This is a genomic window from Pseudomonas sp. FP1762, assembly GCF_030687105.1.
Taxonomy (GTDB): Bacteria; Pseudomonadota; Gammaproteobacteria; order Pseudomonadales; family Pseudomonadaceae; genus Aquipseudomonas; species Aquipseudomonas siliginis.
Genome location: NZ_CP117458.1, coordinates 5094950 through 5119849, shown reverse-complemented (window position 1 = coordinate 5119849; position 24900 = coordinate 5094950). Strand labels below are relative to the sequence as shown.

Annotated in this window: 19 protein-coding genes; 9 read left to right on the top strand and 10 right to left on the bottom strand. The window is 60.8% G+C overall.

Going from position 1 to position 24900, the window contains the following annotated elements:
* Positions 1 to 28: 28 nt before the first annotated feature.
* The gene (locus tag PSH90_RS22830; RefSeq protein WP_305381564.1) at positions 29 to 574 is read left to right on the top strand and encodes an ankyrin repeat domain-containing protein; all 546 of its coding nucleotides are present in this window, start codon (positions 29 to 31) and stop codon (positions 572 to 574) included.
* A 47-nt stretch (positions 575 to 621) separates the two neighbouring features.
* A complete protein-coding gene (gene radA, locus PSH90_RS22825; RefSeq protein WP_095181861.1) occupies positions 622 to 1989 on the top strand; it encodes a DNA repair protein RadA in 1368 nt (455 codons plus the stop codon).
* A gap of 172 nt (positions 1990 to 2161) precedes the next feature.
* Here the strand turns inward: radA and PSH90_RS22820 are convergent, their stop codons facing one another.
* Positions 2162 to 2530, bottom strand: coding sequence for a PilZ domain-containing protein (locus PSH90_RS22820; RefSeq protein WP_252868313.1), 369 nt, complete (start codon positions 2528 to 2530; stop codon positions 2162 to 2164).
* A gap of 159 nt (positions 2531 to 2689) precedes the next feature.
* Here PSH90_RS22820 and PSH90_RS22815 point away from each other — a divergent pair, with 159 nt between their 5' ends.
* From PSH90_RS22815 to yjiA, 3 genes are all read left to right on the top strand, one after another.
* Positions 2690 to 4756: a carbon starvation CstA family protein gene (locus tag PSH90_RS22815; RefSeq protein ID WP_305381563.1), complete on the top strand. Its 2067-nt coding sequence runs from the start codon at positions 2690 to 2692 to the stop codon at positions 4754 to 4756.
* Between the two features lie 15 nt (positions 4757 to 4771).
* Positions 4772 to 4969 (top strand): YbdD/YjiX family protein, encoded by a 198-nt coding sequence (locus tag PSH90_RS22810; protein ID WP_003228401.1) that lies wholly within the window; start codon positions 4772 to 4774, stop codon positions 4967 to 4969.
* A 152-nt stretch (positions 4970 to 5121) separates the two neighbouring features.
* Entirely contained in the window at positions 5122 to 6099 is a 978-nt protein-coding gene (gene yjiA / locus PSH90_RS22805) for a GTPase (RefSeq protein ID WP_305381562.1), read from the top strand.
* A 114-nt stretch (positions 6100 to 6213) separates the two neighbouring features.
* On the opposite strand, the gene PSH90_RS22800 is transcribed toward yjiA, so the two are convergent.
* Genes PSH90_RS22800 through PSH90_RS22790 form a run of 3 tightly spaced genes read right to left on the bottom strand, consistent with a single transcriptional unit; the run spans position 6214 to position 9004 of the window.
* On the bottom strand, positions 6214 to 6918 hold the full coding sequence (locus PSH90_RS22800; RefSeq protein ID WP_305381560.1) for a GntR family transcriptional regulator: 705 nt from the start codon (positions 6916 to 6918) through the stop codon (positions 6214 to 6216).
* An 18-nt stretch (positions 6919 to 6936) separates the two neighbouring features.
* Positions 6937 to 7641: a FadR/GntR family transcriptional regulator gene (locus tag PSH90_RS22795; protein WP_016773102.1), complete on the bottom strand. Its 705-nt coding sequence runs from the start codon at positions 7639 to 7641 to the stop codon at positions 6937 to 6939.
* A gap of 49 nt (positions 7642 to 7690) precedes the next feature.
* Positions 7691 to 9004: a C4-dicarboxylate transporter DctA gene (locus PSH90_RS22790; protein ID WP_150742265.1), complete on the bottom strand. Its 1314-nt coding sequence runs from the start codon at positions 9002 to 9004 to the stop codon at positions 7691 to 7693.
* Positions 9005 to 9153: 149 nt separating this feature from the next.
* On the opposite strand from PSH90_RS22790, the gene PSH90_RS22785 reads away from it, so the two are divergent.
* Positions 9154 to 9330 carry a hypothetical protein gene (locus PSH90_RS22785; protein ID WP_177434227.1) on the top strand — a complete coding sequence of 59 codons (177 nt, stop codon included), beginning with the start codon at positions 9154 to 9156 and terminating at the stop codon, positions 9328 to 9330.
* Positions 9331 to 9338: 8 nt separating this feature from the next.
* Here the strand turns inward: PSH90_RS22785 and glyA are convergent, their stop codons facing one another.
* A complete protein-coding gene (gene glyA / locus PSH90_RS22780) occupies positions 9339 to 10592 on the bottom strand; it encodes a serine hydroxymethyltransferase (RefSeq protein ID WP_016773106.1) in 1254 nt (417 codons plus the stop codon).
* Positions 10593 to 10823: 231 nt separating this feature from the next.
* Positions 10824 to 14672, bottom strand: coding sequence for a cyclic di-GMP receptor MorA (gene morA, locus PSH90_RS22775; protein WP_041477787.1), 3849 nt, complete (start codon positions 14670 to 14672; stop codon positions 10824 to 10826).
* A 286-nt stretch (positions 14673 to 14958) separates the two neighbouring features.
* Between morA and ettA the strand changes: the two genes are divergently transcribed.
* Together ettA and gdhA are read left to right on the top strand one after the other, a co-directional pair.
* Positions 14959 to 16623, top strand: coding sequence for an energy-dependent translational throttle protein EttA (gene ettA, locus PSH90_RS22770; RefSeq protein ID WP_016773108.1), 1665 nt, complete (start codon positions 14959 to 14961; stop codon positions 16621 to 16623).
* Positions 16624 to 16973: 350 nt separating this feature from the next.
* Positions 16974 to 18311 carry an NADP-specific glutamate dehydrogenase gene (gene gdhA, locus PSH90_RS22765; RefSeq protein ID WP_305381559.1) on the top strand — a complete coding sequence of 446 codons (1338 nt, stop codon included), beginning with the start codon at positions 16974 to 16976 and terminating at the stop codon, positions 18309 to 18311.
* Here the strand turns inward: gdhA and PSH90_RS22760 are convergent.
* The 4 genes from PSH90_RS22760 to PSH90_RS22740 all read right to left on the bottom strand — a co-directional run bounded on the left by PSH90_RS22760 (position 18308) and on the right by PSH90_RS22740 (position 21888).
* Positions 18308 to 18802: a GreA/GreB family elongation factor gene (locus tag PSH90_RS22760; RefSeq protein WP_305381558.1), complete on the bottom strand. Its 495-nt coding sequence runs from the start codon at positions 18800 to 18802 to the stop codon at positions 18308 to 18310. The two genes, gdhA and PSH90_RS22760, sit on opposite strands and share 4 nt — an antisense overlap.
* Positions 18803 to 18872: 70 nt before the next feature.
* The gene (locus PSH90_RS22755; protein WP_095181853.1) at positions 18873 to 19229 is read right to left on the bottom strand and encodes a hypothetical protein; all 357 of its coding nucleotides are present in this window, start codon (positions 19227 to 19229) and stop codon (positions 18873 to 18875) included.
* Between the two features lie 219 nt (positions 19230 to 19448).
* On the bottom strand, positions 19449 to 21302 hold the full coding sequence (locus PSH90_RS22745; protein WP_305381556.1) for a DUF4105 domain-containing protein: 1854 nt from the start codon (positions 21300 to 21302) through the stop codon (positions 19449 to 19451).
* A 97-nt stretch (positions 21303 to 21399) separates the two neighbouring features.
* Positions 21400 to 21888: a DUF3015 domain-containing protein gene (locus PSH90_RS22740; RefSeq protein WP_016773112.1), complete on the bottom strand. Its 489-nt coding sequence runs from the start codon at positions 21886 to 21888 to the stop codon at positions 21400 to 21402.
* Between the two features lie 302 nt (positions 21889 to 22190).
* Here PSH90_RS22740 and PSH90_RS22735 point away from each other — a divergent pair, with 302 nt between their 5' ends.
* Positions 22191 to 24629, top strand: coding sequence for a Lon protease family protein (locus PSH90_RS22735; protein ID WP_056790505.1), 2439 nt, complete (start codon positions 22191 to 22193; stop codon positions 24627 to 24629).
* The last annotated feature ends 271 nt before the right edge of the window (positions 24630 to 24900 follow it).

The following is a 24900-nucleotide window of genomic DNA, read 5'->3' as shown; positions in this document are numbered from 1 at the left end:
GGCCTCGCGTGCGCTCAAGGAGAGCCCGATGCGTGTTTTTCTTTTATGCCTGGCCGGGTGCCTGTCGTTCAGCGCGTGGGCGGCACCGGTCGAGCAAAGTCCCGAGGCGGTCAAGGCGCAGTTGCAGGATTACTACTTCGACGCCGCCCGCCGGGGTGATGTGCCGATGCTCGAGACCTTTATCGAGTCTGGCTATTCCCTCGATACCCGCGACAGCAAGGGTTACACCGCGCTGATCCTGGCGGCCTATCACGGTCAGGCGCCGGCGGTTGAGCGCCTGCTCGCCGCTGGCGCAGATGCCTGTGCCCAGGACCAACGCGGTAACACGGCGCTGATGGGCGCGATATTCAAAGGCGAATTACAGATCGCCCGGCGACTGATGGCCAGCGATTGCAGCCCCGACCAGCGTAATGGCGCCGGACAGACAGCGGCGATGTACGCCGGGCTGTTCAAGCGTCTGGAATTGCTTGATGCGCTGAAAGCCAAGGGCGCCGACCTCAACGCCGAGGATCCGCTGGGCAACAGCGCCGCGCGTCTGGCCAGCGGCGAAATCCGTACCGCTGCGCCGCGCTGATCATCGATGGCTGCGTTATCATCGCGTCTTTTGTTCCGGGGGTTCTGATGGCCAAGGCCAAGCGCATGTACGGCTGCACCGAGTGCGGCGCAACCTTTCCCAAGTGGGCCGGGCAGTGCGGCGAGTGCGGTGCTTGGAACACTCTGACTGAAACCATGATCGAAAGCGGCGGCGCCACGGCACCTACCGGGCGCACCGGTTGGGCTGGCCAGCAGGCGCAGATCAAGACGCTCGCCGAAGTCAGCATCGAAGAGATTCCACGTTTTTCCACCGCCTCCGGTGAGCTCGACCGCGTGCTCGGCGGTGGTCTGGTCGATGGCTCGGTGGTGCTGATCGGCGGTGATCCGGGGATCGGCAAGTCGACAATCCTGCTCCAGACCCTGTGCAATCTGGCCAAGAGCATGCCGGCGCTGTACGTCACTGGTGAGGAATCCCAGCAGCAAGTGGCGATGCGCGCCCGCCGTCTCGGCCTGCCGCAGGATCAACTGCGGGTGATGACCGAAACCTGCATCGAAACCATCATCGCCACCGCCCGCCAGGAAAAGCCCAAGGTCATGGTGATCGACTCGATCCAGACCATCTTCACCGAACAACTGCAATCGGCGCCGGGCGGCGTGTCGCAGGTGCGCGAAAGTGCGGCGTTGCTGGTGCGTTACGCCAAACAGAGCGGCACGGCGATCTTCCTCGTCGGCCACGTCACCAAAGAGGGCGCCTTGGCCGGTCCGCGTGTTCTGGAACACATGGTCGATACCGTGCTGTATTTCGAAGGTGAATCCGATGGTCGTCTACGTCTGCTGCGCGCGGTGAAGAACCGTTTCGGGGCGGTCAACGAATTGGGCGTGTTCGGCATGACCGACAAGGGCCTGAAAGAAGTCTCCAACCCATCGGCGATTTTTCTCACCCGCGCCCAGGAAGAAGTCCCGGGCAGTGTGGTCATGGCGACGTGGGAAGGCACCCGACCGATGCTGGTGGAAGTGCAGGCACTGGTCGATGACAGCCATCTGGCCAACCCGCGTCGGGTGACGCTGGGGCTGGATCAGAACCGTCTGGCGATGTTGCTCGCGGTGCTGCACCGCCACGGCGGGATTCCGACCCACGATCAGGACGTGTTCCTCAACGTGGTCGGTGGCGTGAAGGTGCTGGAGACAGCGTCGGATCTGGCGTTGATGGCGGCGGTGATGTCGAGTTTGCGCAATCGGCCGTTACCGCATGATCTGCTGGTGTTCGGCGAAGTCGGCCTGTCCGGCGAGGTGCGCCCGGTGCCAAGCGGGCAGGAGCGGCTGAAAGAAGCGGCCAAGCACGGTTTCAAACGCGCCATCGTGCCGAAGGGTAATGCTCCGAAGGAATCGCCGGCGGGGTTGCAGATCATTGCCGTGACCCGCCTTGAACAAGCACTTGACGCACTGTTTGAGTGAACGCCGAACCTCTGTGGTGAGGGGATTTATCCCCGTTGGGGCGCGTAGCGGCCCTGAAAAAAACGGGTCTGCTGCGCAGCCCAACGGGGATAAATCCCCTCGCCACATAAGTCCCTTCACCACATAGATCCCCCTCACCACAGGGCATTCCAATTCGGGGTTGGGGGTGGCGCTAGATTTCGATCAGCGCACCCAGTTCGCGCTCCAGCTCGGCCTCATCCGCCAGATTCAGTTCGATCAAGCGGCGCAGGCGCTGGATCGATTCCAGGCTGATGTGCCGGCAGATGAACCCCAAGTGGCCGTTTTCCTCGTGGGCCAGACGCACGTCCATTTCTATATCGACGTCTTCGCTCAGATGAATGTCGACTAGGAAGTCCTGCTCTTTATCCCCGAGCCACGGCTCCGGTCGCTCGATCAGCAGGCCCTTGAGCGACAGGTCGATCAACTTGACCGGCCAGATGTACTCGCCCTGTTTCAGCTCGGTTCGGGCATCGAACGCAATACGTTTGAAACGACGTCGATTGGCGGGGTGCTCGCTCATGGCGCAATCCTCATGAAGGTTCGCTGACTATAGACCGCGAATGCGGGCGCCAGCCAATCGCTCAAGCGTCTAGACCTATGTCGGGGTATGGCCTTTGGCGCCGTAAGCGCTAAACTCGGGGTGGCTGTATTTCTTGTCCACCCTGGCTGGAATAATAAAATGAAAAATAATAATAGCCTGCTGCGCCACTTACCCTGGCTCGTGCTGGCAATCGTAGGAGCGTGCGCCCTTGGCGTAGTGGCATTGCGCCGCGGCGAGGCGATCAACGCCTTGTGGATTGTGGTCGCTGCCGTGGCCATTTATCTGGTTGCGTACCGTTACTACAGTCTGTTCATCGCCAACAACGTGATGCAACTGGATTCGCGTCGGGCCACCCCCGCCGTGCTCAACAACGATGGTCTGGACTATGTGCCGACCAACAAACACATTCTTTTCGGTCACCACTTCGCGGCCATCGCTGGCGCGGGGCCGCTGGTCGGTCCGGTGCTGGCGGCGCAGATGGGGTATCTGCCCGGCACACTCTGGCTGATTGCCGGTGTGGTGCTGGCGGGCGCGGTGCAGGACTTCATGGTCCTGTTCATGTCGACCCGACGCAACGGCCGTTCCCTGGGCGACATGGTGCGTGAAGAGATGGGCCGGATTCCCGGGACCATCGCACTGTTCGGCTGTTTCCTGATCATGATCATCATCCTCGCGGTGCTGGCGCTGATCGTGGTCAAGGCCCTGGCCGAGAGCCCGTGGGGCATCTTCACCGTGATGGCGACCATCCCGATCGCGATGTTCATGGGCATCTACATGCGCTACATCCGCCCGGGCCGCATCGGCGAGATCTCCGTGGTCGGTGTGTTGCTGCTGCTCGGCTCGATCTGGCTGGGCGGGCAGATTGCTGCCGATCCGGTATGGGCCAAAGCCTTCACCTTCACCGGTGTGCAGATTACCTGGATGCTGGTCGGTTACGGTTTTGTCGCCGCGTCGCTGCCGGTCTGGCTGATTCTGGCGCCGCGTGACTATCTGTCGACCTTCCTCAAGATCGGCACCATCGTCGCCCTGGCGATCGGTATTCTGGTGACCATGCCCGAGCTGAAAATGCCGGCGCTGACCCAGTTCGTCGACGGCACCGGGCCGGTATGGAAGGGCGGTCTGTTCCCGTTCCTGTTCATCACCATCGCTTGCGGCGCGGTATCGGGTTTCCACGCGCTGATCTCGTCGGGCACCACGCCGAAGCTTTTGGATAACGAAACCAACGCCCGCTACATCGGTTACGGCGGCATGCTGATGGAATCGTTCGTGGCGATCATGGCCATGGTTGCCGCTTCGGTGATCGAGCCAGGCGTGTACTTCGCCATGAACAGCCCGGCCGCCGTGGTCGGCAGTGATGCCGCGTCAGTGGCGCAAATGGTCACCAGCTGGGGCTTCGCGATTACGCCGGAGGCGCTGCAAGCGGTTGCCCATGATATCGGCGAAACCACCATTTTGGCTCGCGCCGGTGGTGCGCCGACCCTGGCGGTCGGTATCGCGCAGATCCTGCACAGTGTCCTGCCGGGTGAAAACACCATGGCGTTCTGGTACCACTTCGCGATCCTGTTCGAAGCGCTGTTCATCCTCACCGCTGTGGACGCCGGTACCCGTGCCGGGCGTTTCATGCTGCAGGATCTGCTCGGCTCCTTCGTACCGGCGCTGAAGCGCACCGAATCGTGGACCGCCAACCTGATCGCCACCGCCGGTTGTGTGGCGATGTGGGGCTGGTTGCTGTATCAGGGCGTGATCGATCCACTGGGCGGCATCAACACCCTGTGGCCACTGTTCGGCATCTCCAACCAGATGCTCGCCGGTATCGCGCTGATGCTCGGCACCGTGGTCCTGATCAAGATGAAGCGCCAGCGCTACATCTGGGTCACCCTGTTGCCGGCCACCTGGCTGTTGATCTGCACCACCACTGCTGGCTTCATCAAGCTGTTCGACGCCAATCCGGCGATCGGCTTCCTGTCCCTGGCCAAGAAGTACAGCGATGCGCTGGCCAACGGTCAGGTGCTGGCTCCGGCGAAGAGCGTCGAGCAGATGCAGCACGTGATCTTCAACGCCTACACCAACGCCACACTCACCGCGCTGTTCCTGTTCGTGGTGTTCAGCATCCTGTTCTATGCGCTCAAGGTCGGCATCGCCGCCTGGGGCAAAAAAGAGCGTACGGATAAAGAATCGCCATTCCAGGCCCTGCCGGATGCGTAACCAGAGGATTGCAGCATGTTCAATGACCTGAGTCGCCTCGGTAAATACCTCGGTCAGGCCGCGCGCTTGATGGTCGGCATGCCCGACTACGACACCTACGTCGAGCATATGCAAACCAAACACCCGGACAAACCGGTGATGAGCTACGAGATGTTCTTTCGCGAACGTCAGGAAGCCCGTTACGGTGGCAAGGGTGGGCCGAAGTGCTGTTGAGCTGACAGCCTGCGGTTGAGGTAATCCCCTGTGGGAGCGAGCCTGCTCGCGAATACGGAGTGTCAGTTGATGAAGGATTTGACTGACACACCGCTTTCGCGAGCAGGCTCGCTCCCACATTTGTTTTTGTGTTCTTTTCAGGAGATCGGGTTTTGTCTTCTCCCATTCCGGTAACGGTCCTCAGCGGTTTCCTCGGCGCCGGCAAGACCACCTTGCTGCGTCATTTATTGAAAGCCGAGCACGGCCTGAAAATCGCCGTGATCGAAAACGAATTCAGCGACGCCGGCATCGACACTCAGTTGCTGGGTGACGAGCCGGTGCAGGTCATGACCCTGGCCAACGGCTGCGTCTGCTGCACCATTCACACCGATCTGACCAAGGCGCTGTACTTGCTGCTCGAGCGCCTGGACAGCGGCGAGATCGCCTTCGATCGTCTGGTGATCGAGTGCACCGGTCTCGCCGATCCGGCACCGGTGGCGCAGACGTTCTTCATCGACGAAGAGCTGCGCGAGCGTTACCTGCTCGACGGCATCATCACCCTGGTCGACGCCGCTCACGCCGACGTGCACCTGACCCAGACCATTGCCCAGGCGCAGATCGGTTTCGCCGATCGCTTGCTGGTGAGCAAGACCGACCTGGTCGATGAGGCGACGTTCACCGCGCTGAGCGAACGCCTCACCCGAATCAACCGCCGCGCACCAATCCGTGTGGTCGAGCATGGCAACATCGATCTGGCCGAACTGCTGGATGTGCGCGGCTTCAACCTCAATGCTGATCTGGGCGGTGGTTTGAGCCTGCGTCCGGTGAGCAAGGCACCGTCGATCGATCGCATCTCCAGCCTGGTGCTGCGCACCGATCAGGCGCTGGATATCGATCAGCTCAGCGATTTCATGAACGAGTTGCTGGAAGAGCATGGCAAGCAATTGCTGCGTTACAAAGGCGTGCTGAATATTGCTGGCGAAGATCGGCGCCTGGTGTTTCAGGGTGTGCTGAAACTCTATGGTTTCGACTGGGACACTGAATGGGCCGAGGGCGAGGCGCGGGAGAGTGTGATCGTGTTTATCGCCGATGACTTGCCGGAAGAGAAGATTCGGGCGGGGTTTGCCAGGGTTGCAGCGCAACAAGCCTGATAATTTCAATAGCTCAACGGGCCTCTTCGCGAGCAGGCTCGCTCCCACAGTAGAACGCATTCTGTCAGAAGGAATGCAATCCACTGTGGGAGCGAGCCTGCTCGCGAAGGCGGTCTAACCGACAGCACAATGCTCAAGGTCTGGAGCGAGCAGTGTCTGCTCAAGATGATCCAGATGCCGATTTATCAGCCTCCCGGCCTTGCAAGCATCACCTCGCTCCACAACCTCAACCAACGCCAAATGCTCCTGCCACGCGCAACAGCTGCGCGTCGGGCACCGACTCCGCGCAATCGCCAGCGACGTCAGCGGCACCAGACTGCGCAGAAAATGCGCCAACGGCAGATTTCCCGCCATTCGTGCCAATTGCAAATGAAACTCCCCCGATAACCGAATCGCCGCCCCCCGACGATCCTGCTCGACGGCGCGCTTCTCGCGCTCTATCAACGTGCGCAAGCATTTCAAATCGTCTGGCTGCGGACGCTGACACGCCAATCGCACCAAGGTGTTCTCAGCCAGCCGTCGCGCATGCAAGGTCTGCCGGATCAGTTCCCGATCAGGCGCGGCCACTCGTGGTCGATGATTGGCGCGCAACACCACGATCTGCTCATGGAACAACTGCGTCAGCACCCGTCGTACATCGGCGCGGCCGGCGCCGAACATCGCTTGCAGACTGTCCTCGGTGAACCGGCTGTCTTCATCGATACGCTGTTCGAGGATCGCGTCGAACAGTCGCGGATACAGATCCTCCGTCGGCGTGCCCAGGCGAGAGACGGGCAGGGCGGTCGAATGCGCATGCGAGGCTGAAGCAAAACTGTTCATGGCCGTTCTCCTGGCAAATCAGGTGGGCAGGTTGTCGTCCGGAATATTCAGCTCAACGCCCATGCGCTGGCCTTCGCGCAGAATGTGCCGACGCATTTCGGCGCTGGCCTGAGCGCTGTTCTTGCTGCGGATCGCGCGGACTACGGCTTCGTTTTCTTCCAGGCGTTCGGCCAGATGTTCCGGTGAATTGCGCAACACTTCGGCGCTTTGCTTGAGGGCATTGCTGGTCTGCTGCACCACGCTCTGGAAAATCGGGTTCGAGGTCAGCGTGAACAGTTCTTCGTGAAAGGCGATGTAGGCGCTGACCCCGGCTTCACTGTCACCGGCCTCGAGGGCTTCGCGCATGTCCATCAGGGTCAGGCGCAATTGGCCGACTTCCTTGCTGCTGATCGATTGCGCGACCAGCCCGACGATGAACGGCTCAAGGGTGTAGCGCAGTTGCAGCACGTCTTCGAGACTGGCGCCGGCGACTGCGCTGTCGTGGCTCTGGCTGTCGCTGAGTTGCGCATCGAGGACGACCACGCCTTTGCCCGGCATCGAGCGCACCAGGCCGAGTGTTTCCAGCACGATCACCGCTTCGCGCAGGCTCGGCCGGCTGATGCCCAGCTGTTCGGCCAGTTCACGCTGGCCCGGCAGCATGTCGCCGGAGCGCCACTGGCCTCGGGCCAACGCGGCGCGGAGTTTCTCCACCACTGAATTGACGACGGTTGAAGTTGTAATCACGTATTGGCTCCCTGCGCCGTGCCTGCGCATTGGCAGGCACGGCACTCATTCAGAATTCTTTGGCCGCCGCCGGAGCGACGGTTTTTCGCGGTTGAAAGTTATAGCCCTGTTCGCCGTTGAGCACCTTGTTCGCTCGCTGCACGTCGATGTCCTTTTCCCAGCGGGCGATGGCCACGGTGGCGACGCAGTTGCCGATCAGATTGGTCAGCGCGCGGCCGATGCCCATGAACCAGTCCACGGCCAACACCAGCACCAGGCCGACCACGGGAATCGCCGGAATCGCCGTCAGCGTTGCCGCGAGAATCACCAGCGCCGAACCGGGAATGCCGTGGGCGCCTTTGGAGGTGATCAGCGACACCAGCAGAATCGTCAGCAAATCGGTCATCGCCAGCGGTGTGCCGGTGGCATTGGCGATGAACACGATGGCCAGGGTCAGGTAAATCGAGAAACCGTCGAGGTTGAACGAGTACCCGGTCGGGATCACCAGACCGACCGTCGAGCTGCCGATACCGAGGTGTTCGAGCTTGCGCATGATCTGCGGCAGCACGGCGTCGGAAGAGGCGGTGCCCATGACGATCAGCAGTTCTTCCCGCAGGTACTTGAGCAGCGGCCACATGCGCAGGCCGGAGACGCGCATCACCAGACCGAGGATCAGCGCGACGAAGGCGATGCAGGTCAAATAGAACAGACCGACCAGACTGCCCAGGTGCTGCAGCGAGTCGAGACCGTATTTGCTGGTGGTGAAGGCGATGGCGCCGAACACGCCGATCGGCGCCAGCCGGACGATCATGCCCATGATGCGGAAAATCACGTGGCTGAGTTCGTTGATCAGTCGCGAAATCCCGGAAGCCGCTTCGCCAACCAGATTCAGCGCACTGCCGAACAGCACCGAGAACAACAGCACTTGCAAGATATTGTTGTCAGCGAAGGCACCGATCACCGAGGTCGGGATCAGGTCCATCAGAAATTGCGTGGTGGTGTGCATGTGCTGGCTGCGCTCGGCGAGGTCGCCCATGTCGGCGCTGGAGAGCTGCTCCAGATGAATGTTCGCGCCGCTGCCAATGCCGGTGCTGAAGGCGAACACCAGGCCGATCACCAGAGCGATGGTGGTCAGCACTTCAAAGTAGATCACCGATTTGAGGCCAATGCGCCCGACCTTCTTCAGATCGCCCGCGCCGCTGATGCCGCTGACCACCACGCAGAACACGATCAGGCCAATCAGCATCTTGATCAGTTTGATGAAGCCATCGCCGAGCGGTTTGAGCTGAGCGGAGTATTCAGGAAGGGTCAGCCCGCAGACGATGCCGAGCATCAGTCCGAGAACCACTTGAAGGAAGATTGAACGCGAGCACCATCTGAGCATGGGAGGAATCCTGGGTCGGTGTCCTGGCTGCCGCACGCGTTGCGCATCGGATGCAGGACTTAATTATTGTGGTCTTACCGGTATGTCCAGTGCAGGCGCAGTCTAGGCTTGGTTTTTTCCTGATTACAAGGGGAAAGCATGAAATTGGCATGACCGGTCTGACCAGCGGCCAAAGCCGCGTAGGAGCTGCCGAAGGCTGCGATCTTTTGATCTTGTTTATAAAATCCAGATCAAAAGATCGCAGCCTTCGGCAGCTCCTACAGGTGAATTGCAGGCGAAAAAAAACCGGCCAATCACTTGGCCGGTTTTTCATGCTGCTGGTTTAACGTCGCGATTAAGCGCCGTACACCGGCAGTTTCTTGCAGATGGCTTTGACTTTCTCGCGAACGGCGTCGATCACCGCTTCGTTGTTCAGGTCAGCCAGGATGTCGCAGATCCAGCCGGCCAGCTCTTTGCACTCAGCCTCTTTGAAACCGCGAGTGGTCACAGCCGGAGTACCGAAGCGCAGGCCGGAGGTGACGAACGGCGAGCGTGGATCGTTCGGCACGGAGTTCTTGTTCACGGTGATGAACGCTTTGCCCAGAGCGGCGTCAGCGTCTTTGCCGGAGATGTCCTGCTTGATCAGCGACAGCAGGAACAGGTGGTTTTCAGTACCGCCCGAAACCACGTCGAAACCGCGCGCGATGAACACTTCGGCCATGGCCTTGGCGTTCTTCACCACTTGTTGCTGGTAAGCCTTGAACTCAGGCTGCAGCGCTTCCTTGAAGCAGATCGCCTTGGCCGCGATCACGTGCTCCAGCGGGCCACCCTGGGCGCCCGGGAATACTGCGGAGTTGAGCTTCTTCTCGATCTCGGCGTTGGCACGGGCCAGGATCAGACCGCCACGTGGACCGCGCAGGGTCTTGTGCGTGGTGGTGGTCACGACGTCGGCGAACGGCACCGGGTTCGGGTACACACCAGCGGCAACCAGACCGGCGACGTGAGCCATGTCGACGAACAGGTAAGCGCCGACCTTGTCAGCGATTTCGCGGAAGCGCGGGAAGTCGAGGATCTGCGAGTAGGCCGAGAAACCGGCAACGATCATTTTCGGCTTGTGCTCGACCGCCAGACGCTCGACTTCGTCGTAGTCGATCAGGCCGTTGGCATCGATACCGTATTGAACGGCGTTGTACAGCTTGCCCGAGGAGGAAACGCTGGCGCCGTGGGTCAGGTGACCGCCATGGGCCAGGCTCATGCCCAGAATGGTGTCGCCACCTTGCAGCAGAGCCAGGTAAACAGCGGCGTTGGCTTGGGAACCGGCGTGCGGCTGAACGTTGGCGTAATCAGCACCGAACAGTTCCTTGGCACGGTCGATGGCCAGTTGTTCAACCACGTCAACGTATTCGCAACCACCGTAGTAACGCTTGCCCGGATAGCCTTCGGCGTACTTGTTGGTCAGGACCGAGCCTTGAGCTTCCATCACCGCTGGGCTGGTGTAGTTTTCCGAAGCGATCAGCTCAATGTGTTCTTCCTGACGCTGAGCTTCTTGCTCCATGGCGGCAAAAAGGTCGGCGTCGTACTTGGCAATAGTCAAATCACGGCTGAACATGGCGGTCCTCAAGGATCGGGGGCAGAAAAGGGGGGCATTCTAACCCAACCGCTTTTGGATGACATATGAAACGACGTCATGTCGCAGACAAGTGGCGTTCATGACAGATGTGCGGTGCTTTTGCCGGCCCCTTCGCGAGCAGGCTCGCTCCCACATTTGAGATGCATTCCCCTGCTGCAATGCATTCCCCTGTGGGAGCGAGCCTGCTCGCGAAGGGCGCGCCGCAGATGTTCAGTCGAACATGAACAGCGCATCGTTACAGAACTGCGCTTCAAACCGTCCCGCCGGCATCGGCCGGCCGAACAGATAGCCCTGCACCTCATCGCAACCATGCTCACGCAGGAAGTCCAGTTGCTCGTGGGTTTCCACGCCCTCGGCGATCACCGCCAGGTTCAGGCTGTGGGCCATGGCGATGATCGCCCGGGCGATCTGCGCGTCCTGTTCGCCGGACGGCAGGCCGTCGACGAAAGTACGGTCGATCTTCAGCACGTCGATCGGGAATTGCTTGAGGTAGTTGAGCGATGAATAACCGGTGCCGAAGTCATCGACTGCGATGCTCAGGCCGAGGTTCTTCAGCCCGGCAAGAATCTGCATCGCCTCGCTGACTTCGCGCATCAGGATACTTTCGGTCAGTTCCAGCTCCAGACACGCCGGTGGCAGGCCGGTTTCGCGCAGGATCGTCGCGATTCGCGTGCCCAACTGGCCATCGGAGAACTGCCGTGCGGAAATGTTCACCGAGACCTTCGGCACCCGCACCCGTTGCTGGTGCCAGGTTTTCAGCTGTCGACAGGCCTCGCTGATGACCCAGTCGCCAACGTCCACCACCAGGCCGAGCTCTTCCAGCACCGGAATGAAATCACCCGGCGGCACCAGCCCGCGACGCGGATGGCGCCAGCGCAGCAGCGCTTCGGCGCCGGTCAGGCGCTTGCCGTCGCCACTGAACTGCGGCTGGTAATACAGGACGAATTCGTTCTGCTCCAGCGCATGGCGCAGATCGCTTTCCAGTTCCAGACGCTCCAGCGCACTGGCGTTCATGTCGGCCTGATAGAACTGGAAGTTGTTCTTGCCGCGTTCCTTGGCGTGGTACATCGCCGTGTCGGCGTTCTTCATCAACTGGCTGAGTTCGTTGCCGTCCTGCGGACTCAGGGCGATGCCGATACTGGCGGTGACGAAGAACTCGCGGCCCTCGAGCACGAACGGCCGCACCAGGCTGGCGAGAATCTGCTCGGCGACATGAATCGCCCGGTTCAGCGCCAGTTCGCGATTGGAGCGATGCTGCAGCAGCAAGGTGAATTCGTCGCCGCCCATGCGCGCCACGGTGTCGTCGTCATCGACGCAGGCCAGCAGGCGCGTGGCCATGTCCTTGAGCATGCGGTCGCCGGCGGCGTGGCCGAGGGAGTCGTTGATCGGTTTGAAACGGTCGAGGTCGAGGAACATCAGCACCACCCACGACTTCTGCCGTTCGGCCGCTTGCAGCGCGGTGTGCAGACGGTCCTGGAACAGCGTGCGGTTCGGCAGGTGGGTGAGGGCGTCGTAATAGGCGAGGCGGTGGATGCGCTGCTCGCTGGCCTTGCGCTCGCTGATGTCGCTGAAGAAACACACGTAACTGGCCAGATCGCCCTCGTCGTCGAGCACGGCAGTGATGCCGACCCACGCCGGGTAGTGCTCGCCGTTACGGCGCTTCATCCATACTTCGCCTTCCCAGGTGCTGTGCTCGTGCAACTGCTTGAGCACGTAGCGCAGGTGCGCATCCTGCTGTTCGTCGACGGTGAGCATGTTCGGCAACTGGTCAAGCACTTCGCCGACGCTGTAGCCGCTGACCCGACTGAAGGCTTCGTTGGCCTGAACGATATAACCGGCCGGGTCGGTGATCAGGATTGCCGAAGTCGAGTGCTCGAATACCGTAGCGGCCATGCGCAGGTCTTTTTCCGCGCGGCGCTGCTGGCTGATATCGCGGCCGACGCCGAGCACGCCTTCGAACGCGCCGTGTTCGTCCCAAACCAGCACCAGGCGCAGTTCGATCGGAATCTTGCGGCCATCGGCACGCAGGCAATCGAAGAGGAACAGCTGGGTTTGCACCTGACTGCGCAGCAATGCCAGTTGCTCGGGCTTGTCCAGCGCCTTGCTGACGCGGTCCATCAGCACATGAATGCCGTTCAGTTGCCCGGGATTGGCGATGATCGATTGCCAGCCGTTCTGGAAAATCCATTCGGCGTTGTAGCCAAGCACGGCCTGCACCGACGGGCTGACGTAGTTCAGCGAGAGCTTGCTGTCGGTGGAGAAAATCACGTCGCTGATGCTTTCGGCGAGCATGCGGTAGCGCTGCTCGCTGTCACGCAGCGATTCGCTCGCCTCAATCTGTTCGGTGATGTCCTTGGCGACGCCGATGATCCGCGTGACCTGATCATGCTTGTCCCGCGCCAGCGCCTGTTCACGGATGTCGAAGCGCCGCCACTTGCCGTCGCGATGGCGGAAGCGCAATTGGCATTGCAACAACTGGCTGTAACCGGCGTGACGCTGCAACTGCCGCGAGCGATGGTAATAGTCGGCGTCTTCCGGATGCAGAAGGATTTCCCAGAAGTATTCGCCCATCTGATGCAGTTCAGTGCGGTTGTACCCCAGGGTCTGGCCGAGGTGGTGGTTGCTGAAAATCATCCGCTGGCTGATCACGTCCTGCACATACAGATGATCCGGCACGGTGCGCACCACGTCCGACCAGAAGCCTTCGCGCTCCAGCAACGACAGCTCGATCAGCTTGCGGCTGGTGATGTCGTTGATGCTGAGGATCACCGCTTTATAGTCGTGCTGCTCGCTCGGCAGGCGCAGGACCATCCACAGGTGCTGGTCGCGACCATTGCTGTTGGGCAGTTTGATTTCCAGTTCCAGCTGTTTCTGCTGCTGCAGGACGGCGTCGAGGATCTGCTGACCGATCGCGCACTGCGGATGGCGCTGGCCATCGATCAGCAGTTGCCAGGCATCGTCGCAGGAATGCACATCGAGCAGTTGCAGGGCGACCTGATTGACCTCGGTGACGCGCATTTCCGCGAGCAACTGCTGGCGCTGCTGCGGTTGGTCGAGCCAGGCCTTGAGCTGGTCGCTGGTCTGGATCTGCGCCTTGTCGAACATCTGCTTGAGGCCGGACAGGTCAAGCACGCACAAGGCCACGCCGGTGCCTTCGAAAATATCCTGATAACGCCGCCGGCCTTCATGCACCTGGCGCTGGCGCCGACGCATGTTCAACAGGGCGATCACCGGCAACATCGAGAACGCCAGGCCGAGCAGGCATTTGCCGATGAACGCCGGCAGCAATTCTTCCAGTACGCGCTGGCGGTCGAACAGCCCGCGCAGTTGCCAGTCGCTGCTGCTCAGCGGCACGGTCAGCACGGTGTTGGCGACATCGTCAGGCGTCAGCCCGCCAGCCTTGGCCGAGGGCAGCCCCGCTTCGCGGCTGATGATCTGGTGATTGAGGCGGTTTTCCACCAGCCACAACGGGCGCAGGGCGGTGGCGTCCTGTTTGGTCAGCGAGTCGAAGAAGGTTGGCGTCAGGCGCAAGGCCCAGTAACCGCGACTGCTGCCGCTGGCCTGATGCAACAGCAGGTGCACCACCGAGCCGTCATCGGCATTGCTGAAATAATGCGCCTGAGCGCGACTGCGACGCACCAGTTCGGTCAGGTAATCGGCGTCGGAACTGTCGGTGGCGCTGTCGCTGATGATGCGGCCGGAGGGAGAAAGCAGGGCCATGCTGCGCAGATCCGGCAGCGAACGCTGCAACTTGCGCAGGAGCATCTGCTGTTCGTCGGCGGTTTGCGGTTGTTCGACGATCGGTAGCAGATTGAGGGCGATTTGCGCATTCAGCGCCATGTTCAGGCTGACCTGGGCGGCGAGGTCGGCGGTGTAGTCGATGGTGTACTGGCGCTGATTCTTCTGCGTTTCACGCAATTGATCGAGCAGTTGCCAGAACAGCAACGCGAGCAATAACAGCACGAGGGTGGCCAGCGCACCCTTCAATGTCCCGCGCAGGGGCGAGCCGGGCGCCGGTGGGGTGCTGCTCACAGAGGCTGGCGGAGTGACATTGGTCAAGCTGTGATCCTGCGATTTGGCTGGACTGGCGCGACGTGCACTATAAGCCGGACGCCCGAAGGGCGGCTAGCATGCCTTGACTCGTGGCGAAGTGCCAGCCCCTCTCGGCTGGACTGCCATCGGTCATTAAGGTAGCTTTGCCGGTTACGCGGGGGCGTTCCAGCTCCTAGAATCAGACTTTTTCCGCGCGCACGCATTGATGATCCTCAAGTGAACGACGCGCACCGGTCTGGCCAGGCATCGCCTGCGCTCCAATCATTCATCTGTCACTGACCCAAGGTTCTCCATGGCTCAATACGTCTTCACCATGCATCGGCTGGGCAAAGTTGTTCCGCCGAAGCGGGAAATTCTCAAGAACATTTCGCTGTCCTTCTTCCCCGGCGCCAAGATCGGCGTGCTCGGCCTCAACGGTTCGGGTAAATCCACGCTGCTGAAAATCATGGCCGGCGTCGACACCGAGTTCGAAGGCGAAGCCCGTCCGATGCCGGACCTGAACATCGGTTACCTGCCGCAAGAGCCGCAGCTCGACCCAGCCAAGACCGTACGTGAAGTGGTCGAGGAAGCGGTCAGCGTGATCAAGGATGCGCAAGCGCGTCTGGACGAGGTCTACGCGGCCTACGCCGACCCGGATGCCGACTTCGACAAGCTTGCTGCTGAACAGGCCAAGCTCGAAGCGATTCTGCAGGCCAGCGACGGCCACAACCTCGAGCGCCAGCTGGAAGTTGCTGCCGATGCACTGCGTCTGCCGGCCTGGGACGCGAAAGTCGAACACCTGTCCGGTGGTGAAAAGCGCCGTGTCGCCCTGTGCCGTCTGCTGCTGTCCGCGCCGGACATGCTGCTGCTCGACGAACCGACCAACCACCTGGATGCCGATTCGGTGGCGTGGCTGGAGCATTTCCTCCACGACTTCCCGGGCACCGTGGTCGCGATCACGCACGACCGTTACTTCCTCGACAACGTCGCCGGCTGGATTCTGGAACTCGACCGCGGCGCGGGCATTCCTTACGAGGGCAACTATTCGGGCTGGCTCGAAGCCAAGTCCGATCGTCTGGCCCAGGAATCAAAGCAGCAGTCGGCTCACGAAAAAGCCATGAAAGAAGAACTGGAGTGGGTGCGCAAAGGCGCCAAGGCCCGCCAGTCGAAATCCAAGGCACGCCTGCAACGCTTCGAAGAAATGCAATCGCAGGAATTCCAGAAGCGCAGCGAGACCAACGAGATCTACATCCCGGCCGGTCCACGCCTGGGCGACAAGGTCATCGAGTTCAAGAACGTCACCAAGGGCTACGGCGATCGCGTGCTGATCGACAACCTGTCGTTCTCCATGCCGAAAGGCGCCATTGTCGGCGTGATCGGTGGTAACGGTGCCGGTAAGTCGACGCTGTTCCGCATGCTGATGGGCAAGGAAACCCCGGATTCGGGCAGCATCGAAATCGGCGAAACCGTGCAACTGGCCTGCGTCGACCAGAGCCGCGAAGACCTCGACGGCAGCAAGACCGTGTTCCAGCAGATTTCCGACGGTTCCGACCAGATCCGCATCGGCAACTACGAAATCCCGTCGCGCACTTACGTCGGCCGCTTCAACTTCAAGGGCGGCGATCAGCAAAAGTTCGTCAAGGATCTGTCCGGCGGTGAGCGCGGTCGTCTGCACCTGGCGCTGACCCTGAAGGAGGGCGGCAACGTCCTGCTGCTCGACGAACCGTCCAACGACCTCGACGTGGAAACCCTGCGTTCGCTGGAAGAAGCCCTGCTGGACTTCCCGGGCGCCGCCATTGTGATCTCCCACGATCGGTGGTTCCTTGACCGTGTCGCCACGCACATCCTGGCGTATGAAGACGACTCGCAAGCGGTGTTCTTCGAAGGCAACTACACCGAATACGAAGCCGACCGCAAAAAACGCCTCGGCGAAGCAGCGGCCCAGCCTCACCGGGTACGTCACAAGAAACTGGCCTGATTCGGGTTGGTTGCAAAAAGAGCGGAGCCTTCGGGCTCCGTTTTTTTTCGCCTGGTTTTTTCCTGATAAACCGAGTTGCGGCTTTCGCGAGCAGGCTCGCTCCCACAGGGGTAACGCATTCCAAATGTGGGAGCGAGCCTGCTCGCGAATACGGTGTAACTGTTGGTGCAAGTCTTGGATCTGTGCTCCCCACTCAGGTGCAAAAACGGATCAAATACCCCTCGGATTTATATCCTGTGCACCATTTAATTTCATAACTGCGACATTTTGCTCTGTTCCTGTGCGCAATTCGTTTGTTACAGTCCGACCCAATCTCTTCCAACGACAATAAATTTGCCGAGACTTTGCCCATGATCGAATCCGTCGAATCCTTCCTTGCGCGCCTGAAAAAACGCGACCCGGATCAACCCGAATTCCACCAGGCTGTCGAAGAAGTCCTGCGCAGTCTGTGGCCGTTTCTTGAAGCCAATCCGCATTACCTGACTTCAGGCATTCTCGAGCGCATCTGCGAGCCCGAGCGCGCGGTGGTGTTTCGCGTGTCGTGGGTCGACGATCAGGGCAAGGTCCAGGTCAATCGCGGTTTCCGCATCCAGATGAACAGCGCCATCGGCCCTTACAAGGGCGGCCTGCGCTTCCATCCATCGGTGAACCTCGGCGTGCTGAAATTCCTCGCCTTCGAGCAGACCTTCAAGAACTCGCTGACCTCCCTGCCCATGGGCGGCGGCAAGGGCGGTTCCGACTTCGATCCGAAGGGCAAGAGCGACGCCGAGGTCATGCGTTTCTGCCAAGCGTTCATGAGCGAGTTGTATCGCCACATCGGCGCCGACGTTGACGTGCCGGCCGGTGACATCGGCGTCGGTGCGCGGGAGATCGGTTTCCTCTTCGGCCAGTACAAGCGCCTGAGCAACCAGTTCACCAGCGTCCTCACCGGCAAGGGCATGACCTACGGCGGCAGCCTGATTCGCCCGGAAGCCACCGGTTTCGGCTGCGTGTACTTCGCCGAGGAGATGCTCAAGCGCCGCGGGCAGGGCGTGGAAGGCAAGCGCGTGGCGATTTCCGGTTCCGGCAACGTTGCTCAGTACGCGGCGCGCAAAGTGATGGACCTGGGCGGCAAAGTGATTTCCCTGTCCGACTCCGAAGGCACGCTGTACTGCGAGGCAGGCTTGAGCGAAGCACAGTGGCTGGCGCTGCTGGAGCTGAAGAACATCAAACGCGGGCGCATCAGCGAACTGGCGAGCGCCCATGGTCTGGAATTCCGCGCCGGCCAACATCCGTGGTCGCTGCCGTGCGATATCGCGCTGCCCTGCGCGACGCAGAACGAACTCGACGCCGAGGCCGCACGCACGCTACTGCGCAATGGCTGCGTCTGTGTGGCTGAAGGCGCGAACATGCCGACCACGCTGGAGGCTGTGGATATCTTTATCGAGGCCGGCATTCTGTTCGCACCGGGCAAGGCGTCGAATGCGGGCGGTGTTGCCGTGAGTGGTCTGGAAATGTCGCAGAACGCCATGCGCCTGCTGTGGACGGCGGGCGAGGTGGACAGCAAGCTGCACGCGATCATGCAGTCGATCCACCACGCCTGCGTGCATTACGGCGAAGACAACGGTCAGATCAATTACGTCAAAGGCGCGAACATTGCCGGCTTCGTCAAAGTCGCCGATGCGATGTTGGCGCAAGGCGTGGTTTAAGCCGGTTCGATGCGGATCACTTCGATCAGTTGGTCGCCGGCAGGCCGCTGCCATAGCACTTCATCGTTGAGCCGGGCGCCAAGCAAAGCCCGGCCCAGCGGTGAGGCCCAGTTGATCAGGCCCTGACTGGCGTCGGCCTGATCTTCGCCGACCAGTTGCACGCGGTGTTCTGTGTCGTGTTCGTCGGCGAAGGTCACCCAGCTACCGATTTGGACCTTGTCGGTGGAGGTCGCAGCGATTGCAACTTGGGCGCTGCTCAGGCGTTGAGTGAAATAACGCAGATCCCGTTGCAGATCGGCCAGACGTTGCTTGTCGGCCTGCTCGCCCTTGGCCGTTTGCTCGGCGTGCAGGCTTTGCAACTCGGTGACTTTCGCCTGCAATTGCGTCAGACCTTGCGGGGTGACGTAATTGGGCTGCGTGCTGACCTGACGTTCGACCGGCTGATCGGCCTGCGCGGCGGCGTTGTCTTCGTTGACGAATGCGCGACTCATGAAGTCCTCCTGTTAAAGGATTTGGGCCATGGTTGCCGGCATTTGGTTTCAACGGATGTCTGCAAACGACCTATTGCGAGCGATAAGCCCGCCCGACGTCCTGGTCCTTCTGCTGCTGCCAGGCGCGTTCGCGTTCATCCCAATGTTCGTTGCGATATTGCTCGCGATCCCTGTTTTCCAGCATCGCCTGACATTGGCGGAAGCCGTCGACCCAGCCGTCGGCGTATTGCTGGTCCTTGAGATAGCGCGGCACATTCTTGCGAAACTCACCGCTGATCGAGCCCGCCGCTTGCCGGCCGCTGACGCAACCGTCATCGAAACCGTCGGCGAAGGCCGGTGGATAACCCTTGGCGATCAAGTCTTCATGGGTGGTCTGGCAACCGCCCAGCGCCAATACAACGCCCAACAACCCCACGCACCGCCACATCGCACTCTCCCGCGCCGATACTCGGCTCATAAGGAAAGTCTAGAAGGGGATTCATGAGGCGGCTGTCGAAGGCCTGTGAAAAATCCATTGCACACCACAAGGCCCCTGTGGGAGCGAGCCTGCTCGCGAAGGCGTCTTGTCAGGCAACACTGCTATTGACTGACCCACCGCTTTCGCGAGCAGGCTCGCTCCCACAGGGAGATTTACACAGGCTCGGGATCAGTAGTGATACCACTTCACTTCAAGCATGACTTCCGTTTCCGGGCTGGCGAGCTGGCTGAACTCGCGCTGCGCGCTCAGGCGCAAACCGAGGTTGCGCGACAGCTCCCACTGCTGATTCAGGCTCAGGCTACGGCGCACTTCGCCGTTGAAGAAGTAGTCGCCCTTGGCCTCCAGGCTCAGATTGCCCAGCGGGTTTTTCCATAGCACGCCGGTATTGAAGCCACCAGCCGGGGAAACAAACTCGGCGAAGTCATTGTTGTGTTCCACGCGTACCGTGCCCAGCGCGAAGCCGAGCACGTCTTCGCCCAACTGCCACGTGCCGCCGCCGCCACCGTTGACATGGCTGACCAGCGTCTCGTCATCATGCTTGCCCGGCACGCGCTCAAGGCCACCGGTGACTTGCCACGACAGCGGTTGCAGCAGCTCGTTGCGCGGTGTCAGCGAACGAATGGTCGCCAGGTCCAGTTGCTGCAACTGCCAGTCATTGCTTTCGTATTGGCGCAGCTTCAGTTGCAGGATCTCGATCTGCGCGCCGAGAGGAAAGCTTTCGGCGTTGTCATTGAGGTCGTGATAAGCCATGCGTAGGCCATATTCGCCAAAGGCGCGATCGCCTCGCGTACCTAGGCCGGCCTGCCAGGTGCGGGACTCGTGGCCATCTTCGGGCAGACCGGGTTGCGGAATTTCCAACTCCGGCGCCGGGTTCTTGTTGATCGCCCGCAGCAGTTCAAAACTGCGCTGCGCTCGTTGCGGGTCGCGCTCCTGACCGTTGGCGCGGTAGCGCTCCAGACGATAGGCGGCGTCGACGATCAACGCCTGACGTGCGCGCGGCAGGGCTTTGAACTTTGGCTCTTGCAGGACTTTTTGATCGGCGCTGACTTTCAGCACCCATTGCTGTTCTTCATCGCTCAACGGTTCGGCGCGGCTGAGCAGTTCACGTTCGCGGGACGGGCGATATTCGATGTGTTCGACCAGCCCGGCCTCTTTCACCGCTTTGACAGTGTCGGTCGGGATCGCGGTCAGCGGGAATTGTTCGGTCAGGCGCAGGCTCGGTCGCGCCACTTGCAGCAGTTCCAGCAAACGATACGAGCAGTTTTCGTCGAAGAAGAAGTAGTCGAACTGGATCTGCTTGAGCTCCCACACATGTTCGACCATGCGTGCGGTTTCTTCCTGGGTCAGGTTGAGGCGGTATTCCCACAGGTCGCGGTTTTCCAGGCTGCGGTATTCCGAGAGTTTTTCCTGATACGGCACCAGCGCAAACAGCCCCGGGTAGCCGCCCATCAAGCCTTTCCAGGCATACAGAATGCTGTTGTCCGAGCCTTCGATGTAGGCACCGAAGTTGATCGCGTAGCTGAGCAGTGAAGTCTTGTCGGCCTGCACATCCGCCTGATCGATGCGCAGCAGGGTGTGGCCGAACATCGACGAAGGGCTGTTGAGATACGCCGCCGGGAAGATCATCACCGCGCTGTGCGGCGAGACGTCCTTGAACCATTGCTTGTATTCGGCGCATTCGGGCGCTGGCAGGTCGGCGAGATTGAGCTGCGCTTTCAGCCAGCGTGTACGCGCCGGGTAGACGCATTGTGCGTGTTGCTCGCCGAGGCTGGCCGGGGCGTACAGCGCCTGCACGGTGGCGGCCAGTTCGCGGTCCGGATGCTCGTTGCCGTCGGGCGCGAGAAAGAACTTCTTGTCGCTGACATAGCTGCGCCAGCCGCCGAGTTTGGCGGTTTCGTAATGACCGAGGGAAATCCAGAAGCGGTCGTTGGCCAGTTGCTGCAAACGTTGAGGATCGATGTGAGGCGCGGCGGACAGCGGGGCGCAGACACAGAGCGCCAGCCAGGCAAGGCGTTTGAGCATAGTCGGCAACTTGAACAGGAAAAGAAATAAAAGACCCAAAGAGGGGCGGGCCAAAAAAACAAAACCCGCTTCCCGAAGGAAGCGGGCGGGGTCGAGCTTAAGCCTGAGTTGCGTACTTGGCCAGACGTGGGTCCGATTTCAGTACCGCCAGGGTGTTGGTATGCACGTCTTCAGCGGTCACGTCAGCCTTGCTGAAGATCTGCTGGAAGTGCTCGTGGGTCACTTGCGCGAAGTGCGCGCGATCTTCCGGTGCTACGCCCAGGACCACGGCATAAGTGGTCAGCGCTTCGCCATTGCCTTTGGCCATGTCTTCGGACAGCTCGTTCATCATGCCATTCATGGCGAACCAGGATTTGCCGCCGTAGGTCAGCGATGCGTTGGTCGAGCAACCGTTGGTGCCGGAAGTCATACCGAACGTGGCGTTACCGGAAGTGCCGTTGGTGGTGGAAGCAAGGAAGTGCGCCGGGGTGCCACGCTGACCTTCGAACAGCATGTTGCCCCAACCGCAATCCGGGCCGCCCGGGGCTTGCGCCATTGCGTTGATGGATACAGCGGTGAAGAGAGTACCGAGAAGAATCCGTTTCATAGCTTTGTTCTCTTTATGTGCATACCAATGGACAGGGTTCTGGCCCTTCGCGCTCTGCCCGAGGACAGAACCGAAAGTGTCAGTGGGCCGGTATTAGTTCCAGCCGCGCAGTTTGGAGTTTAGGCACGTTCCAGCGGTTCCGTGATTTTTTGCAAAATATTTGGAATAAACCTCTGATTTATCGGGATGCGTCGGCCGGCCGCGCGCTTGTCTATGCTTTGTCATGTGGCGCGCCTTGCCAGTGGGGCACGGGCAGCGCCAGAATGCCGCTACCTGCCCCGCCTGATTGTTAAGGAAGCCCGATGCCTGATCCTGTTGCTGCCAGCCTGCGTCTTGCGCCCGAAGCGCTGACTCGTCCGTTTTCCGCTGAACAGTTCAGCTTCACTAGCACCAATGATCTGGAGCCCTTTCGCGGTGTGCTCGGCCAGGAACGCGCGGTCGAAGCCTTGCAGTTCGGTGTGGCGATGCCACGCCCCGGTTACAACGTATTCGTCATGGGCGAGCCCGGCACTGGCCGTTTTTCGTTCGTCAAACGCTACCTGAAAGCCGAAGGCAAGCGCCTGCAGACCCCGGCGGACTGGGTCTACGTCAACAACTTCGATGAGCCGCGCGAACCGCGTGCACTGGAGCTGCCATCGGGCACGGCGGCCTCGTTCATCGCTGACATCAACGGCCTGATCGACAACCTGCTGGCGACTTTTCCGGCGGTTTTCGAACACCCGTCCTACCAGCAGAAAAAAAGCGCCATCGACCGCGCCTTCAACCAGCGCTACGACAAGGCGCTGGACATCATCGAGCGCCTGGCCCTGGAAAAAGACGTCGCCCTGTACCGCGACAGCAGCAATATCGCCTTCACGCCGATGCTCGACGGCAAGGCCCTGGACGAAGCCGAATTCGCGCAGTTGCCGGAAGCCGAGCGCGAGCGGTTTCACGATGACATTTCCGGCCTCGAAGAGCGCCTGAACGAAGAACTCGCCAGCCTGCCGCAGTGGAAGCGCGAGTCGAACAATCAACTGCGCCACCTCAACGAAGAAACCATCACCCTGGCCTTGCAGCCGTTGCTGGCGCCGCTGTCGGAGAAGTACGCGGAGAACGCCGGGGTCTGCGGTTACCTGCAAGCGATGCAGGTCTACCTGCTGAAAACCGTGGTCGAGCAACTGGTCGACGACAGCAAGACCGACGCCGTCGCGCGCAAGTTGCTGGAAGAACAATACGCACCAAGCCTGGTGGTCGGGCATCCGGCCAGCGGCGGTGCACCGGTGGTATTCGAGCCACATCCGACCTACGAAAACCTGTTCGGCCGCATCGAGTACACCACCGATCAGGGTGCGCTCTACACCACTTACCGGCAGTTGCGTCCGGGGGCGCTGCACCGCGCCAACGGCGGTTTCCTGATTCTTGAAGCGGAAAAAATGCTCAGCGAGCCGTTCGTGTGGGATGCGCTCAAACGCGCCCTGCAATCGCGCAAACTGAAAATGGAGTCGCCGCTGGGCGAGATGGGCCGCTTCGCCACCATGACCCTGAATCCGCAGCACATCCCGCTGCAGGTCAAAGTCATCATCATTGGTGCGCGGCAGCTGTATTACACGCTGCAGGATCTCGATCCGGACTTCCAGGAGATGTTTCGCGTTCTGGTCGACTTCGACGAAGACATCCCGATGGTCGACGAAAGCCTCGAGCAGTTCGCCCAGCTCCTGAAGACGCGTACTTCGGAAGAAGGCATGGCGCCGCTGACCGCCGATGCGGTGGCACGGCTGGCGACCTACAGTGCGCGGCTGGCCGAGCATCAGGGGCGCTTGTCGGCGCGCATTGGTGATCTGTTCCAACTGGTCAGCGAGGCGGATTTCATTCGCCATCTGGCCGGCGATGAAATGACCGACGCCGGCCATATCGAACGCGCCCTGAAAGCCAAGGCCACCCGCACCGGGCGGGTCTCGGCGCGGATTCTCGACGACATGCTCGCCGGAATCATCCTCATCGACACTGACGGTGCAGCAGTCGGCAAGTGCAACGGGCTGACGGTGCTGGAGGTCGGTGATTCGGCGTTCGGCGTGCCGGCGCGGATTTCCGCCACGGTGTACCCGGGCGGGAGCGGTATCGTCGACATCGAACGTGAGGTCAACCTCGGCCAGCCGATTCACTCCAAAGGCGTGATGATCCTCACCGGTTATCTGGGCAGCCGTTACGCCCAGGAATTCCCGCTGGCGATTTCGGCAAGCATTGCGCTCGAGCAGTCGTACGGTTACGTCGACGGCGACAGTGCATCGCTGGGCGAGGCGTGCACGCTGATTTCGGCACTGTCGAAAACCCCGCTCAAGCAATGTTTTGCCATCACCGGTTCGATCAACCAGTTTGGCGAAGTGCAGGCGGTCGGCGGGGTCAACGAGAAGATCGAAGGCTTCTTCCGCCTCTGCGAAGCACGCGGTCTGACCGGCGAGCAGGGCGCGATCATTCCCCAGGCCAACGTCGCCACGCTGATGCTCGATGAGAAAGTCCTCGCCGCCGTGCGCGCCGGCCAGTTCCACGTGTATGCGGTGCGTCAGGCCGATGAGGCGCTGAGCCTGCTGGTGGGCGAGCCGGCCGGAGAGCCGAACGCCGATGGCGAATTCCCCGAAGGCAGCATCAATGCCCGAGTGGTCGAGCGCCTGCGCGATATCGCCGAGATGATCAGCGAAGAGGACTTGAAAGAGGCCGAGAAGGAGCTGGCGCAGGAGGCTCTCGCCGAAGCCAAACCGGCCTGATCAGTTCACGCCAGACCCTGTGGGAGCGAGCCTGCTCGCGAAAGCGCTGTATCAATCGACGAATGAGTTGGCTGATCCATCGTCTTCGCGAGCAGGCTCGCTCCCACAATGCTTTTCCAGATTGATTTCTGCGGGGATCTTCGGGGAATGTGTCACGAGTCTGGCGCCAATATTCACACAATGACCATTCGGCGCCTTCTGGTTCCATTTGGCTTGCGCGGGACACTTTTCTTCTATTCTCAGGTCAAGGATATCGACAGTATCACTGGAT

Bases quoted from the DNA above. Each gene is read 5' to 3' on its own strand.
- PSH90_RS22755 (WP_095181853.1), bottom strand. From the start codon at position 19,229: ATGTGGCGGTGCGTGGGGTTGTTGGGCGTTGTATTGGCGCTGGGCGGT.
- PSH90_RS22815 (WP_305381563.1), top strand. From the start codon at position 2,690: ATGAAAAATAATAATAGCCTGCTGCGCCACTTACCCTGGCTCGTGCTG.
- PSH90_RS22800 (WP_305381560.1), bottom strand. From the start codon at position 6,918: ATGAACAGTTTTGCTTCAGCCTCGCATGCGCATTCGACCGCCCTGCCC.
- gdhA (WP_305381559.1), top strand. From the start codon at position 16,974: ATGATCGAATCCGTCGAATCCTTCCTTGCGCGCCTGAAAAAACGCGAC.
- PSH90_RS22760 (WP_305381558.1), bottom strand. From the start codon at position 18,802: ATGAGTCGCGCATTCGTCAACGAAGACAACGCCGCCGCGCAGGCCGAT.
- PSH90_RS22745 (WP_305381556.1), bottom strand. From the start codon at position 21,302: ATGCTCAAACGCCTTGCCTGGCTGGCGCTCTGTGTCTGCGCCCCGCTG.
- PSH90_RS22790 (WP_150742265.1), bottom strand. From the start codon at position 9,004: ATGCTCAGATGGTGCTCGCGTTCAATCTTCCTTCAAGTGGTTCTCGGA.
- ettA (WP_016773108.1), top strand. From the start codon at position 14,959: ATGGCTCAATACGTCTTCACCATGCATCGGCTGGGCAAAGTTGTTCCG.
- PSH90_RS22830 (WP_305381564.1), top strand. From the start codon at position 29: ATGCGTGTTTTTCTTTTATGCCTGGCCGGGTGCCTGTCGTTCAGCGCG.
- PSH90_RS22735 (WP_056790505.1), top strand. From the start codon at position 22,191: ATGCCTGATCCTGTTGCTGCCAGCCTGCGTCTTGCGCCCGAAGCGCTG.
- PSH90_RS22740 (WP_016773112.1), bottom strand. From the start codon at position 21,888: ATGAAACGGATTCTTCTCGGTACTCTCTTCACCGCTGTATCCATCAAC.
- PSH90_RS22785 (WP_177434227.1), top strand. From the start codon at position 9,154: ATGACCGGTCTGACCAGCGGCCAAAGCCGCGTAGGAGCTGCCGAAGGC.
- PSH90_RS22810 (WP_003228401.1), top strand. From the start codon at position 4,772: ATGTTCAATGACCTGAGTCGCCTCGGTAAATACCTCGGTCAGGCCGCG.
- radA (WP_095181861.1), top strand. From the start codon at position 622: ATGGCCAAGGCCAAGCGCATGTACGGCTGCACCGAGTGCGGCGCAACC.
- PSH90_RS22820 (WP_252868313.1), bottom strand. From the start codon at position 2,530: ATGAGCGAGCACCCCGCCAATCGACGTCGTTTCAAACGTATTGCGTTC.
- glyA (WP_016773106.1), bottom strand. From the start codon at position 10,592: ATGTTCAGCCGTGATTTGACTATTGCCAAGTACGACGCCGACCTTTTT.